The following is a 13,952-nucleotide window of genomic DNA, read 5'->3' on the forward strand; positions in this document are numbered from 1 at the left end:
ACAAGTAAGGTAAAGGGGTTGTGATGAAAAAAATCGCTATTTTTGCGAAGGTGCATGACCCCCGCTGCCTCGGCGTCGCCGAGGAACTCACCGAGTGGTTGGCCGACCGGGGCGTCACCGCCCTGGTCGAAGATCACCTCTCCAAAAGGCTCAGCACCCCCGGCCATGCCTTGAGTGCCGACAGCGAGGAGGTCGTGCGCGACACCGACCTTGCCGTGGTACTGGGCGGGGACGGCACCCTGATCGCCGCAGCCCGTGTCCTGGGGGACCGCCAGATTCCGATCCTCGCGGTGAACCTCGGGAGCCTTGGCTTTCTTACCGAAATCACGCTGGACGAACTCTACCAGTCCATGGAACGCTGCCTGAACGGCGACTTCGAGGTGACCCGGCGCATGATGCTCATCGCCTCGATCCAGCGCGACGGGGCGGAACTGGAGCGGCACCGGGTTTTGAACGACGTCGTCATCAACAAGGGGGCGCTGGCGCGGATCGTGGACCTGGAAACCGTGGTCGACGGGCGCTACCTCACCACCTTCAAGGCCGACGGTCTCATCGTCTCGACCCCGACCGGCTCCACCGGCTATTCGCTTTCCGCCAACGGCCCGATCATCCATCCGGCGCTGGACTGCGTCTCGATCACCCCGATCTGCCCGCATACCCTGACCAACCGGCCGCTGGTGATCCCCGCCGGCTCCAAGATCTCCATCGAACTCACCACGGCCGACGAGGCAGTATACCTGACCCTGGACGGGCAGGTGGGGGTAAAACTTGCCTACGGCGACGTGGTGCAGATTTGGGAGGCTGAGCAGCGGACCCTGCTCGTGCAGTCGCGGACCAAGGACTACTTCTCCGTTTTGCGCACCAAGCTGAAGTGGGGAGAGCGTTAGGCATTGCAAGTGCCGGGTAAGATTTCAGTTTGCAGTTTGTATCGCAATGATTAAAATGGGCGGGATCGTTTTCCTGCCCTTTTTCGTGGCAGGGGGCACCTAAGACTCCCCCCTTAGCGAAGGGGGCGGGGTGGATTTGCCTTTCGGTGGTGTTGTGGACGAAGAAGGAAGCTGGGGACAGTGGAAAAATCGCACCGAGCCCCACCCTCACCCGGTCCCTCCCCGTGAAGGGGAGGGGACGTAGTGGTGGGCTGGATCTGGTAAAAACGTCGAACGAAGGTTTCATATGCTCCGTGAACTGCAGATAAAAAACCTCGCCATCATCGAGAACCTCCACGTGGAGTTCCACGGGGGGATGAACATCCTCACCGGGGAAACCGGCGCCGGCAAGTCGATCATCATCGACGCGGTCAACCTGATCCTGGGAGGACGCGCGAGCACCGACCTGATCCGCGCCGGGGCCGAGGAGGCGAGCGTGGAGGCGGTCTTCGACCTCTCCGACCGGCCCGAACTGGTGAGCGAGCTTGCCGAGCGGGGGATCGACTGCGACGGCGAACTCCTGGTGCGCCGGGTGGTCTCGCGCGGCGGCAAAAACCGCGTCTTCATCGGCGGCGGGCTCGCGACGACCGCCATCCTCGCCGAACTCGCCCGCCTTTTGATCAACATCTACGGGCAGCACGAGTCCCAGACCCTTTTGAAGACCGACCGGCACCTGCACCTTTTGGACGGCTTCGCCGGCTGCCTGCCGCTGCGCAGCACCTTCGCCACCCTGTTCGACGAGTACTCCCGCACCCGCGCCGAGCTCCAGGAACTGGAGGAAGGGGAGCGCGAGGCGGCGCGCCGCATCGACATCCTCGCCTTCCAGAGCGAGGAGATCGCCGCGGCCAAGCTGTCGGAAAACGAAGAAGAGGAGCTGGCGGAGGAGCGGCGCCTTCTGGCCCACGGCGAGAAGCTCCGCCTGCTCACCGGGCAGGCCTACGACACCCTCTACGGCAACGACGCCGCCGTTTTGGGCGGGGTACGCCGGGCGATCAGCTCGGTGACCGAGGCCGGAAGCGTCGATGCCTCCCTGGCGCCGGTTCTGGAAACCCTCGAAGGAGCCTACGCCCAATTGGAGGATGCCTCCCTTACCCTGCGCGACTACGGGGCGCGCATCGAGACCGATCCGGCCCGGCTGGAGCAGCTCGACGACCGGATCGACCAGTTGAACCGCCTCAAGCGCAAGTACGGCGAGACCGTCGCCGACGTCATCCGCTACCATCGCGACATCGAGGCGGAACTGGCCCAACTGGCCGGGCGCGAGGTGGCCAAGGGGGAGCTGGTCGAGAAGCTGGACCGGCTGCGCGCCGAGATGGCGCGTCAGGGGGCCGTTCTTACCAAGGCGCGCCAGGCCGGGGCCGGCGAGCTGAAAAAGGGGATGGAGCGGGAGCTCGGCGAACTCGCCATGAAGCATTCCCTCTTCGACACCTCCTTTGAGACCTTTTCCGAGCCGAAAGCGGCCGGCTACGAACGGGCCGAGTTTCTCTTCTCCCCCAACCCCGGGGAACCCCCCAAGCCGCTGGCCAAGATCGCGTCCGGCGGGGAGCTCTCGCGCTTGATGCTGGCCCTGAAGCAGCTCCACCCGGAAAGCGACGTGCCGACCCTCATCTTCGACGAGGTAGACACCGGTATCGGCGGGGCGACTTCGGAACTGGTCGGGAAGAAACTCAAGAAAGTGGCGTCCTCCCAGCAGGTGCTGGCGATCACGCACCTGCCGCAGGTGGCGGCATTTGCCGACTGGCACCTCAAGGTGGAGAAGTCGGTGGTAAACGGAAGGACCCTCACCATGGTGATCCCGCTTTCCGGCGACGACAAGGTGGCCGAGGTGGCGCGGATGCTGGGGGGGGCGCGGGTGACCGAGAAGACCCTCGAGCACGCCCGGGAGTTGATTCAGGAGGCAGCAACGTGATTCGTAAGGCAAAAATCGCTGACGTTAAGGACATTCACAAACTGTTGACCAAATATGCCGGGAAAGGGGAGATGCTCTCCCGTTCCCTTTCGGAGCTCTACGAGGCCCTGCGCGACTTCTACGTTTTCGAGGAAGACGGCGGCCTGCTCGGGGTTTCGGCGTTGCACATCGTATGGGAGGATCTGGCCGAGATCCGTTCCGTCGCCGTTGCCGAAGAGGCGGGGCGGCGGGGGATCGGGAGCCAGGTCGTCAACGCCTGTCTCGAAGAGGCGCGCGCCTTGGGGCTGAAGCGGCTTTTCTGTCTCACCTACAAGCCCGACTTCTTCGGCACCCTGGGTTTTCGCGTGGTCGACAAATCCGAGCTGCCGCACAAGGTCTGGGGCGACTGCATCAAATGCCCGAAGTTCCCCGACTGCGACGAGATCGCGATGATCCTTGAAATCGGGTAGGCAATTGACAATGGACAATTGACAATTGACAATGTAGAACCCGATCTGCTGAGAGAGTGCGCTTAATTCCCGTATACTAGTTGGCGCACTCTTTCTTTTTCAATTACTTACGTCTTTTCAAGGTTTTTCGTTGTCAATTGTCCATTGTCAATTGTCAATTGAAAGGAGCTCCTATGCTTTCCCAACATGCCGACGCGGTCGAGGCGCTTTTAAAGCGCGAGCAGCTTGACGGATTCGAAATCATGGTCTCTTCCTCCAAGGATCTCTCCCTGGAGTCCAAGGAAGGAAAGGTGGACAGCTACAAGGTCGCCGAGCCGTTCGGCATCGCGATTCGGGTGCTCAAGGGGGACGGCCTCGGGTTTTCCTTTTCGACCACCCTGGAGCCGGCGGCACTCTCCCGCATGGTGGAAGGGGCCCTCACCGCGGCCCGGATGCAGACCCCCGATGCCGCGAACTCCTTCCCGCTTCCGCAGGTCTACCCGGAGCCGTCCGGCATCTACGACGCCGAGCTGGAAAAGGTTCCCCACGAGGAAAAGGTCGAGCGCGCCCTGCAATTGGAGCGCCTGGCCCTCTCCGGGGACCCGCGGGTAAAACGGGTCCGCAAGTGCAGCTACAGCGAAAGCGTCTTTGATCTCTACCTGAGAAACTCGTTCGGCGTCACCGGCGCCTACCGCGGCAGCTACGTCTCCTGCAGCGCCTCGGCGGTTGCCGAAGCAGACGGCGCGGCGCAGATCGGCTGGGACTTCGATTACGCGACCGGCTATGCCGGGATCGACGTGGAGAAGATCGCCCGCGGCGCCATCGCCAAGGCGACGTCGCTTCTGGGGGCGCGCAGCATGGCCACCATGCGGGTGCCGGTGATCCTCGACAACTACGTCGCTACCCAGCTTCTCGACATCGTCGCGGCCTCGTTCCTGGTGGAAAACGTCGAAAAGGGGAAGTCGCTTTTCAAGGGGAAGGTGGGGGAGCAGGTCTTCTCACCGCTGGTCTCGGTCCGAGACAACGGTCTTCTGGACGGGGGGATGGGGACGGCGCCGTGGGACGGCGAAGGGGTACCGCAGCAGGACGTCGAGCTGGTCCGCGCGGGCGAACTGAAGGGATTTCTCTGCGACACCTTCTGGGGACAGAAAGCGGGGGTGGCATCGACGGGGAATTCGGTGCGGGGTTCGCTCCGGAGTCCCCCGCGCACCGGGGTGCACAACCTCTTTGTCGAAAAGGGGAAAACCTCGCCGGAGGCGCTACGGGAAGGGATGGAAAAGGGGGTCCTGATCACCGAAGTGATGGGGATGCATACCGCCAACCCGATTTCCGGGGACTTCTCGGTCGGTGCTGCCGGTTTCTACGTGGAGCGGGGTGAGATCGTCCATCCGGTCAAAGGCATTGCCATAGCCGGAAACGTACTGGAACTGTTCCAGCGGGTAGACCTGGTTGCCGATGACCTTCGCTTCTTTGGTGGTACCGGTGCTCCTGCGCTGCGCATCGCCGAACTCGACGTTAGCGGTAGCTGATCAGTTTTCCGACAGGACGTCCACCAGTTTCCGCACCAGCGGGTGGATCACCGAGTAGTGCACCTCGACCCCGTCGCGAGTCCCTTCGATGATCCCCTTGTTTTTCAGCAGGGCAAGGTGCTGGGAGACGGTCGCCTGGGGGAGCCCCAGGCACTCCCAGATATGCTTGACGTTGCACTCCTGGGTGCAGAGCCCGGAGACGATCTTCAGCCGGATCGGGTGCCCGAGCACCTTCAGTATTTCCGCTTCCTTGGAATAATTCCTCGTGGTATCGAAAGCCAACGTAAACTCCTCCTCGATTACTTCTGCCTGCCTTGCTCTCCCCCTTCGACAAAGGGGGCTGGGGGCAATTTGCTTTGGGGTCCCTTCCCGGAGCACCTGGGAAGGGGGTAAACCCTGACGGCAAATCCCCCTGAATCCCCTTGGTTAAAGTGGGACGCACCCTCTACCTCGAAGTCCGATCGCTTCAGGCGATCAACTATGGTAGGAATCACTATATTTGAATGTTGGTCGGGGTTTTGTCAACGAAAACCTTCAGCGGGGCAGCTTTTCACTGAAATGGCAGGCGGCACGGTGCCCGGGACGATCCTTTTCCACCAGATCCGGGCGCTCGACCCGACAGCGCTCCTCGGCGTAGGGACAGCGCGGGTGAAAGGGACAGCCGGACGGCGGCGCCAGCGGAGAGGGGATTTCTCCCTTCGGGGCGGCGTGCTTGCGGCGCTTTTTCGGGTCCACGCTCGGGATCGCGGCAAGCAGCGCCTCGGTGTAGGGGTGGCGCGGGTGCTCCAGGACCTCCTCGGCGCTGCCGCTTTCGACGATCCTTCCCAGGTACATGATGGCGATCCGGTCGCTCACGTGGCGCAGCACCGACAGGTCGTGGGTGATGAAGAGGAAACCCAGGCCGAGCTCGCGCTTCACCTCCTGGAGCAGGTTGATGATCTGCGCCTGGATCGAGAGGTCGAGCGCCGAGACCGGCTCGTCGGCGATGATGAGCTTCGGCGAGACGGCGAGGGCGCGGGCGATCCCGATCCGCTGGCGCTGCCCCCCGGAGAACTCGTGGGGGAAGCGGGAAAGCTGCTCGGGGAGAAGCCCCACCCGGTTCATCAGGAAATCGACCCGGTCGCGGCGCTGGGCCTCGGTGCCGATGCCGTGGATCACCATCGGCTCGGCCAGGATCTCGGAGACCCGCATCCTCGGGTTCAGCGAGGAGAAGGGGTCCTGGAAGATCATCTGCACCTCGCGCCGGAAAAGCGCCATCTCGGCCCGGCTCAAGGCGGCGAGGTCCCGGCCCTGGTAGGTGACCCGGCCCCCGGAAAGGGGGATCAGGCCGGTCAGAAGCCGCGCCACGGTCGATTTCCCGCACCCCGACTCCCCGGCGATCCCCAGTGTTTCCCCGGGATTGAGTTCCAGGTCCACTCCCGCCACCGCCATCAGCCTCTGGTGCGGCGCGAACATCCCCCCGCCCCGTGCGGCAAACTGCTTTTCCACCCCTTCGGCTCTCAAAAGATCAGTCATGAGCTTTCAGGCACCGGACCAGGTGCCCCCCTCCTGCGTCGTGCATCTCCGGATAGGTCGCAGCGCAGCCGGCATCGCCGATCGGGCAGCGGTCCCGAAACGGACAGCCGGCAGTCCCCCCGTAGAGGACCGGCACGTTGCCGCTGATGGTCGCGAGCTCCTGGCCCGGCTTCGCGTTTTCCGGCAGCGAGGCGAGGAGCCCCTTGGTATAGGGGTGGAGCGGGTTGGCGAAGAGCTCCTCGGTGGGGGCGCTTTCCATGATGCTCCCGGCGTACATGATGGCGGTGCGGTGGGCGCGTTCGGCGACGATGCCGAGGTTGTGGGTGATGAGGATGAGCCCCATGCGGGTCTCTTCCTTGAGCCGGTCCAAAAGCTCGAGGATCTGCGCCTGGATCGTGACGTCGAGCGCGGTGGTCGGCTCGTCGGCGATGACCAGTTCCGGCCTGAGGGCGAGCGCCATGGCGATCATCACGCGCTGGCGCTGCCCACCGCTCATCTGGTGCGGGTAATCCTTGAGGCGCTCCCGCGGCGCCGGGATGCCGACCTGGGCGAGGATCTCCGCGGCGGCTTCCTCGGCCTGGGCGCGGTTCAGCCCGCGGTGGATCCTGAGCCCCTCGGCGACCTGCTCCCCGATGGTGAAGACCGGGTTCAGCGAGGTCATCGGGTCCTGAAAGATCATGGCGATCCGGTTGCCCCGGATCTCGCGCATCTTATCTTCGGAGAGCTGGAGCAGGTCCACCCCCTCGAACAGGATCGACCCGGAGACGATGCGTCCCGGCGGCGGGACCAGCCGCATGATCGAGGCGGCGGTGATGCTCTTGCCCGAACCGGACTCTCCGACCAGGGCCAGCGTCTCGCCGCGCTCTACGGTCAGGTCGACCCGCTCCACGGCCTTGAGGATGCCCCGGGGAAGGGAGAAGTGCGTCGAGAGACCTTTAATTTCCAGAAGAGCCACGGAAACTCCGTTCGCGGTAGCCGTAAGGTGGACACCCGGTGCCCACGCGGTCGACCCGATGGGTTGGTAATGGCGGGGAGGCGCTGCCCGCCCTGCGACGTTCATTGAGTTATTTCAGTAGGTTGCCCCGAAAAGGGCAGGTCCCCCTTTATACCACGAATCGGCCGGGGGCACAATCCTGGGGGGCGACGGGGACGACCGGCTCGGCCGGCGCCGCCGGACGCGGCAGGTCCGCGACGAAGTCGGGATCTTTGAGAATGGTGATGAAGATCGGCACCAGCCCGGGATCGAACTGGGCTCCGGCGTGGTCTCTGAGCTCCTGGATCGCGTCGGCAAGCCCGAGCGGCTTGCGGTAGGGGCGCTCCGAGGTCATGGCGTCGAAGGCGTCGGCGATGGCGAGGATGCGCGATTCCAAAAGGAGGCGGTCCCCCCCGAGCCGGCCCGGGTAGCCCTGGGCATCGAACCGCTCGTGGTGCTGCCCGATGCAAAGGCGCACGTCGTGGAGAAACTCGATCGGCTCCAGGATCTTCATCCCGATGGAGGGGTGCTGCCGCAGCTCGGCGACCTCCTCCGGGGTGAGCTCGTCCTTCTTGTTGAGCAGCGCCATGTTGATCCCGATCTTGCCGATGTCGTGCAGGATCGCCGCCCGCTCGATCACCTCCAGGCGCTCCTGGGGGAGCTCCAGCTTCCGGGCGATGGCCAGGGAGTAGCGGGTGACCCGTTCGGAGTGGCCACGGGTGTAGCTGTCGTTGGCCTCGATGGCGGAGACCAGCGCCTGGATCGTGTTCAGGTAGGTCTTCTGCTGCTCGTCGTAGAGCTTGGCATTCTTGATCGCGATGCTCGCCTGGGCGGCGATGGTGCTCAACAGCTCCAGTTCTTCATGGTTGTACTTGGTGTTGTTCACCTTGTTGATGACGGTGATGGTTCCGATGATCTCCTCTTTCACCATGAGCGGCACGCAGATCGCGCTTTTGGTCTCGAAGCCGAGCGCGGAAATCCGGTCGAAGTGCGGCGATGCCTCGATGTCGGCGATGAGGAGCGGCTTGCGGTTTTCGATGACCCAGGTGGAGACGCTGGAGCGCTTCATCGGGATCCGGGTCCCGTTCGGGATCGGCCGGTCGTTCCCCATGATATTGGTGACGCTCAGCGAACCGCGCTCGGCGTCGTAGAGGACGACGTAACCGATCTGGGCCTGCATGGTATCGATGGTCGTCTTCACCACCAGGTTGAGCAGGCTGTCGATCTCCATGGTGCCGTTGATCGCCAGGCCGAGCCGGTACAGGGTGGAGAGCTTGGTGACCGCCTTCTCCAGGTTGGTGTTCTTGTCCTCGAGCTCGCCGGCGAGGTCGGCGATCTTGTAGTTCGCCTCCTCGATCTCCTCGATCCGCTCCTCCAGGGAGACGTTCAAGTTCTCGATTTCCCGGATCTGCTCCTCGAGCCGCGCGTTCATCGCGTCGGTCTCTTGGTGGTGCTTGAGGTTCTCCTGGGCCCGGGCCAGTTCCCGTTCCTGGGCGCAGGTGGAGTCGATCAGGCCCTTGAGCCGACCCACCATCAGGTTGAAGCTCTCGCCGAGGGTGCTCATCTCGATGCTCCCCTTGAGGGCGATCTGTTGGTCGAAGCGGCCGTTTTCGACCTCCTTCATGTAGGAGATCAGGCGGCGGATCGGGCGTTCCACGTAGCCGGTCAGGAAGAGGGCGATGATCCCGGAGACGAGCAGGGTGAGGAGCAGGCAGGCGATGATGGCGGTCTCGCGCTCACCCTCCAGAAAGCCGGTCATGTAATCGAGGGAGAGCCGGATCTCCAAGAGGCCCAGGGTGTCCTTGGACGGAGAGTGGCACTTGTAGCATTGGGGGGCGTTGCCGATGCGGGCGTAGGATTCGAAGACCCCGTCATGGCTGAAGAAGTTGTAGTTTCTCGGGATGGCGCGCTCGTCGAGGTCGGGGACCATCTTCCCGATCTCTTCCTTGACCGCCGAATTGAGGACCCGTCCGTTGGTGTCGATGATGCGGATCGACTTCACGAACTCGCGGGATTTGATGCGGGCGAAGATGTTGGCGATCTCGTCGGAGCGGCCGGAGAGCATGGCGTTGCCGATGCTGCTGCGGATCGTCTCGATGAGGACCGCCGTGTTGCGGTTGGCGATCTCCTGGAGCATCTCCTTTTGTTTCTGGTAGTTGAGGTAGGCCGCCGTGGAGAAGATCACCACCAGGATAACGGTGATCAACGTTAGAATTTTCACCTTGAGCGAGCTGTACATACCCCCCCTGCTCAGCGGATTCTCTGCCAAATCGCCGAAACGTAGAAGCGATATAGCGTAATTCGCGGGAAACCACAACAGATTTCGCCATTGCACCCGGGTTGAGTGTTACCTTTTTTCCCGCGCCGGCTCCGCGTTTCCGGGAATCAGTGGTAAGATTAAAGAGCGCAAGCCAGGGTTCTAATTAAAGCAAGTCGCGAGCCAACCGAAGCGCCCGTCGTGCCAGACAAAATGATTGACTTCGCAGGGTGTTCTATGATTAATATCTGAGGCTTTTTAGAAAGGGTAAATCCACTCATTGTGCCGCACATGAACCGTTTTCGGATCTTGATCATACTGATGCTCTCCCTGGTTGCCGGGGGGAGCATCGCCTCTCCGCGACCGGAAACGATCCGGGTCGCCCTGCTCAAGGGAGCGGAGAGCGTGCGGGTCGATGGTTCCGGTCTCCTCTTAACCGATGGGACCATGCCGCTGGACCTGGAGCCCCCGTTCGAGCTGCGTCGCGGCCGGGACGGGATCCTGGTGAACGGCAAAACCCTGCGCCGGCTCATCGTCTCCGCCCCCCAGCGGGTCACGGTGAACGGAAAGGGATACCGCGGACTGCTTGATATCAGCCCCTCCGACAAGGGGCTTTTGGTTGTCAATGAACTCGGCCTGGAGGAATACCTGGTCGGGCTCATCAACTGCGAGATCTCCTCGGCCTGGCCCATCGAGGCGGTGAAGGCCCAGGCGGTCATCGCCCGCTCCTATGCCATGTACCAGAAGGCGGCGCGGCGGGGAGCCCCCTACCAGTTGGAGTCGAGCGTGATGGACCAGGTCTACGATGGCGCCGACGGCGAGGACAGTCGCGCGGCGCGCGGGGTCCAGGAGACGGCGGGGGAGGTGCTCACCTACGACGGCAGGGTGATCCAGGCCTTCTACCATTCCAACTGCGGCGGCCACACCGAGGACGCCGAAAACGTCTGGGGCCAGTCGGTCCCCTACCTGCACGGCGTACCCTGCAGCTACTGCGGCGAGGCGAACCCCTCCCGCTGGGAGCAGACCGTCTCGCTGAAGAAGCTGGAGTCAGGGCTGCGTGCGGCCGGCTACCCGGTCGGCACGATCCGGGACCTCAAGGTGCTCGGGAGAAACCGCAGCGGCAGGGTCGAGGAGGTCGGTGTCGTCTCCTCTCGCGGCAACACCGCGGTTCCCGGGGTCGGCTTCCGCAAGGCACTCGGCTACAGCTTCGTGAAGAGCACCAATTTCGAACTCCGCGTCTCAGGCGACGAATGCGTCATCGCCGGGGTGGGGAGCGGCCACGGCGTCGGCCTCTGCCAATGGGGTGCCAAACAGCGCGCGGCCGATGGCTTCAGCTATCGCGAGATCCTCACCTATTACTATCCCGGGGTGAAGCTCGCCAAGGTGTCCGATTACTAGATGTTTCTTTCCGATTTCGATTATCCGCTCCCCCCGGAGCTGATCGCGCAGCACCCCGCCCAGCGCCGCGACGCATCACGGGTGATGACCCTGAACCGCGAAAGCGGCGCCATCGGGGAAACCGTCGTCGCCGACTGCGCGGCGCTTTTTCGCCCCGACGACCTCCTGGTTTTGAACGACACCCGGGTGATCCCGGCCCGGCTCTTCGGCAAGAAGAGCAGCGGCGGCAAGGTGGAGATCTTCCTGGTGCGCCGGGAAGGGGGCGACTCCGAGATCTGGAGCGCACTGATCAAGGCCTCGAAATCACCTTCCGACGGCTGCGTCGTCGAGCTTGCCGAGGGGGTGACCGCGACGGTGCTTTCCCGCGGCGAGGGGGAATGGCGGGTCCGCTTCGCAGGCTTCGACGACTTCCATGAGTGGCTGGAGCGGGTAGGGCGGTTGCCGCTTCCCCCGTACATCAAGCGGGAACCGGAAGGGGCGGACCGGGAGCGTTACCAGACCGTCTTCGCCCGGGAGCGCGGGGCGGTGGCGGCGCCGACCGCGGGGCTGCACTTCACCGAGGAGCTTTTGGGGCAGATCCGCGCCCGCGGTACCGAGATCGCTTCGCTCACCCTCCACGTGGGGCTCGGCACCTTCATGCCGGTCCGGGTGGAGGCGCTTGCCGAACATACCATGCACCGCGAGTCCTACCGGATCCCCGAGGAGACGGTGGCCGCCCTGCAGCGAACCCGGCAACGGGGCGGGCGGGTGATCGCGCTGGGTACGACGACGCTTCGGGCGCTGGAGCACGCGGCTTCCTTGGGCGAAATCAAGAGCGGGCCGGGGGAGGCCGACATCTTCATCCTCCCGGGGCATCGCTTCCGCGCCGTCGACGCGCTCTTCACCAACTTTCACCTCCCGAAGTCGACCCTCTTCATGCTGGTCTGCGCTTTCGCGGGGAAGGAGCGGATGCTCGCGGCATATGCCGAGGCGGTGCAGCGGCGCTTCCGGTTTTTCAGCTACGGCGACGCGATGTTCATCGGCTAAAAGACCTAGGCAAAAAAAGTTTAAGAATAACGGCCATCTGACGAAAGATTATCTAATGTGCCGCAGGTGGCTTTGAGATACGGCCCCGACAACTCCCCCCTTCGACCAAGTTGGGCGGGAGGGGATTTGCTTATCCCCCATTAAAACCTTAAAGCAAATCCCCCTAAATCCCCCTTCGCAAAGGGGGACTTGACGGATGTCCGGCAAGAAATTTGCTAGAGAGCCATCCTGTGCCCATGGTCCGGTCAATTGACCGATGGAGTTCGATTGTTCGACCTGAAATTTGAACTGATAAAGAAGGACCCGGGTTCCTCGGCCCGGCTCGGATCTCTGACAACCACACACGGCAAGATCGAAACCCCCATTTTCATGCCGGTGGGCACGCAGGCCACGGTTAAGGCGATGACCCCCGAGGAACTGGTGCAAGCGGGGTCGCAGATCATCCTTGCCAACACCTACCACCTCTACCTGCGCCCCGGCCACGAGCTGGTGGGGCGGCTGGGAGGACTGCACGGCTTCATGCACTGGGACCGCCCGATCCTCACCGACAGCGGCGGGTTCCAGGTCTTCTCCCTCGGCGAATTGCGCAAGATCTCGGAAGAGGGGGTCAAATTCCGTTCCCATATCGACGGTTCCCGCCATTTTCTCTCCCCCGAGCTCTCCATCGCGATTCAGCAATCCCTGGGGGCCGACATCGCCATGTGCTTCGACGAATGTCCCCCGTACCCCGCGGAAGTCTCCTACGTGCAAAAATCGCTGGAGCTGACCACCCGCTGGGCCCGGCGCTGCAAGGAGGCCCACACCCGGACCGACCAGGCGCTCTTCGGCATCGTGCAGGGGGGGATGCATCCGGAGCTGCGGCGCGAAAGCGCCGAGCGGCTGATCGAGATCGGCTTTGACGGTTACGCGCTGGGGGGGCTTTCGGTAGGGGAGGAAAAAGGGCTGATGCACGAGATGTTTCACGCCTGCGCCCCGTACGTTCCGGAGCACTTTCCCCGCTACATCATGGGCATCGGCGCGCCCGAGGACCTCATCGAGGCGGTTAACGCCGGCTACGACATGTTCGACTGCGTCATGCCGACCCGCAACGCACGAAACGGGGCTCTTTTCACCAGCTTCGGGCGGATCAACATCAAGGCCGCCTGTTTCGAGGAAGACACCGGCCCGGTCGATCCCGAGTGTGACTGTTACGTCTGTCGCAACTACAGCCGCGCCTATCTGCGGCACCTGTACCGCAGCCAGGAGATTCTCGCCTCGCGGCTGAACACCTGGCACAACCTGCACTACTACCTGAACCTGATGCGCCAGGTGCGCGACTCCATCGCCGCCGGCACCTTCTCCGCGTTCCGCAAGGAGTTCTACGCTCAGAGAGGCGGGGCCGGATCGGTAGTCAGTGAACGGTAGACAGAATTAGTAATAAGTCCTTCCCAGTCCCCCTTTGGCAAAAGGGGAGTTAGGGGGATTTGCCTTTGATGTTTTGATGAGGGGAGAAGCAAATCCCCCCCGACCCCCCTTCGCAAAGGGGGGAGGTAACGGACGAAATAAAAGGCCGGAGGCTGGTCCGGGTTTCCCCGATCCCCGATCCCCGACCCCTGACCCTGTATTTTCAATAACAAATGCAATAACTATCCAGGAGGTATGACAATGTTAGGTTTGGCGTTTGCAATGGCTTCTCCCCCGGGCGGCGCTTCCGGGGCCGCTTCGAACCCCTTCGCCCAGTTCATCCCGCTCATCCTCATGTTCGCCATCTTCTACTTCCTGCTGATCCGTCCGCAGCAGAAGAAGGCGAAAGAGCACCGTTCGCTCCTCGAGGGGCTGAAAAAGGGTGACCAGGTCGTTACCGCCGGCGGCATGCACGGCAAGGTGACCGACATCAACGACCAGGTGGTTACCATCGAGGTCTCCCCCGGCGTGAACATCAAGTTCAACAAGGGGTTCATCGCCTCGATCGTCAAGAAGGACTAGAGCGTTTTTACTATCCGGCAAAGGAG

General features: G+C 63.0%; 12 protein-coding genes. 8 read left to right on the top strand and 4 right to left on the bottom strand.

Annotation, left to right across the window (positions count from 1 at the left end; genetic code table 11):
* Positions 1–23: 23 nt before the first annotated feature.
* From JFN93_RS02405 to JFN93_RS02420, 4 genes are all read left to right on the top strand, one after another.
* Positions 24–887: an NAD(+)/NADH kinase gene (locus JFN93_RS02405; RefSeq protein ID WP_199382394.1), complete on the top strand. Its 864-nt coding sequence runs from the start codon at positions 24–26 to the stop codon at positions 885–887.
* Positions 888–1,173: 286 nt separating this feature from the next.
* Complete coding sequence (gene recN, locus JFN93_RS02410; protein ID WP_199382395.1) at positions 1,174–2,835, top strand: DNA repair protein RecN; 1,662 nt, start codon at positions 1,174–1,176, stop codon at positions 2,833–2,835.
* Positions 2,832–3,284 (top strand): N-acetyltransferase, encoded by a 453-nt coding sequence (locus tag JFN93_RS02415; RefSeq protein ID WP_199382396.1) that lies wholly within the window; start codon positions 2,832–2,834, stop codon positions 3,282–3,284. The genes recN and JFN93_RS02415 overlap by 4 nt, the downstream gene beginning before the upstream one ends.
* Positions 3,285–3,457: 173 nt before the next feature.
* Complete coding sequence (locus tag JFN93_RS02420; RefSeq protein WP_199382397.1) at positions 3,458–4,792, top strand: TldD/PmbA family protein; 1,335 nt, start codon at positions 3,458–3,460, stop codon at positions 4,790–4,792.
* Here JFN93_RS02420 and JFN93_RS02425 read toward each other — a convergent pair whose 3' ends face one another.
* The 4 genes from JFN93_RS02425 to JFN93_RS02440 form a co-directional block, all read right to left on the bottom strand.
* On the bottom strand, positions 4,793–5,074 hold the full coding sequence (locus JFN93_RS02425) for an ArsR/SmtB family transcription factor (RefSeq protein ID WP_199382398.1): 282 nt from the start codon (positions 5,072–5,074) through the stop codon (positions 4,793–4,795).
* Positions 5,075–5,326: 252 nt separating this feature from the next.
* Positions 5,327–6,307 (bottom strand): ABC transporter ATP-binding protein, encoded by a 981-nt coding sequence (locus tag JFN93_RS02430; protein ID WP_199382399.1) that lies wholly within the window; start codon positions 6,305–6,307, stop codon positions 5,327–5,329.
* Positions 6,300–7,262, bottom strand: a complete 963-nt coding sequence (locus JFN93_RS02435; protein WP_328753459.1) for an ABC transporter ATP-binding protein — start codon at positions 7,260–7,262, stop codon at positions 6,300–6,302. Before JFN93_RS02435 ends, JFN93_RS02430 begins: the two co-directional genes overlap by 8 nt.
* Before the next feature lie 148 nt (positions 7,263–7,410).
* Positions 7,411–9,519, bottom strand: a complete 2,109-nt coding sequence (locus tag JFN93_RS02440; RefSeq protein ID WP_199382401.1) for an HD domain-containing phosphohydrolase — start codon at positions 9,517–9,519, stop codon at positions 7,411–7,413.
* Positions 9,520–9,828: 309 nt separating this feature from the next.
* On the opposite strand from JFN93_RS02440, the gene JFN93_RS02445 reads away from it, so the two are divergent.
* The 4 genes from JFN93_RS02445 (at position 9,829) to yajC (ending at position 13,926) form a co-directional block, all read left to right on the top strand.
* Positions 9,829–10,935 carry a SpoIID/LytB domain-containing protein gene (locus JFN93_RS02445; protein WP_199382402.1) on the top strand — a complete coding sequence of 369 codons (1,107 nt, stop codon included), beginning with the start codon at positions 9,829–9,831 and terminating at the stop codon, positions 10,933–10,935.
* On the top strand, positions 10,936–11,961 hold the full coding sequence (queA, locus tag JFN93_RS02450; RefSeq protein ID WP_199382403.1) for a tRNA preQ1(34) S-adenosylmethionine ribosyltransferase-isomerase QueA: 1,026 nt from the start codon (positions 10,936–10,938) through the stop codon (positions 11,959–11,961).
* A 267-nt stretch (positions 11,962–12,228) separates the two neighbouring features.
* Positions 12,229–13,365 carry a tRNA guanosine(34) transglycosylase Tgt gene (gene tgt, locus JFN93_RS02455; protein WP_199382404.1) on the top strand — a complete coding sequence of 379 codons (1,137 nt, stop codon included), beginning with the start codon at positions 12,229–12,231 and terminating at the stop codon, positions 13,363–13,365.
* A gap of 240 nt (positions 13,366–13,605) precedes the next feature.
* Complete coding sequence (gene yajC, locus JFN93_RS02460) at positions 13,606–13,926, top strand: preprotein translocase subunit YajC (protein ID WP_199382405.1); 321 nt, start codon at positions 13,606–13,608, stop codon at positions 13,924–13,926.
* Positions 13,927–13,952: the final 26 nt, after the last annotated feature.

It is taken from the genome of Geomesophilobacter sediminis, from assembly GCF_016458275.1.
Classification (GTDB): Bacteria; Desulfobacterota; Desulfuromonadia; order Geobacterales; family Geobacteraceae; genus Geomesophilobacter; species Geomesophilobacter sediminis.

What these genes read in the sequence shown, in the direction of transcription:
- yajC (WP_199382405.1), top strand. Translation starts at nt 13,606, where the DNA reads ATGTTAGGTTTGGCGTTTGCAATGGCTTCTCCCCCGGGCGGCGCTTCC.
- JFN93_RS02405 (WP_199382394.1), top strand. Translation starts at nt 24, where the DNA reads ATGAAAAAAATCGCTATTTTTGCGAAGGTGCATGACCCCCGCTGCCTC.
- JFN93_RS02440 (WP_199382401.1), bottom strand. Translation starts at nt 9,519, where the DNA reads ATGTACAGCTCGCTCAAGGTGAAAATTCTAACGTTGATCACCGTTATC.
- recN (WP_199382395.1), top strand. Translation starts at nt 1,174, where the DNA reads ATGCTCCGTGAACTGCAGATAAAAAACCTCGCCATCATCGAGAACCTC.
- JFN93_RS02445 (WP_199382402.1), top strand. Translation starts at nt 9,829, where the DNA reads ATGAACCGTTTTCGGATCTTGATCATACTGATGCTCTCCCTGGTTGCC.
- queA (WP_199382403.1), top strand. Translation starts at nt 10,936, where the DNA reads ATGTTTCTTTCCGATTTCGATTATCCGCTCCCCCCGGAGCTGATCGCG.
- JFN93_RS02430 (WP_199382399.1), bottom strand. Translation starts at nt 6,307, where the DNA reads ATGACTGATCTTTTGAGAGCCGAAGGGGTGGAAAAGCAGTTTGCCGCA.
- JFN93_RS02420 (WP_199382397.1), top strand. Translation starts at nt 3,458, where the DNA reads ATGCTTTCCCAACATGCCGACGCGGTCGAGGCGCTTTTAAAGCGCGAG.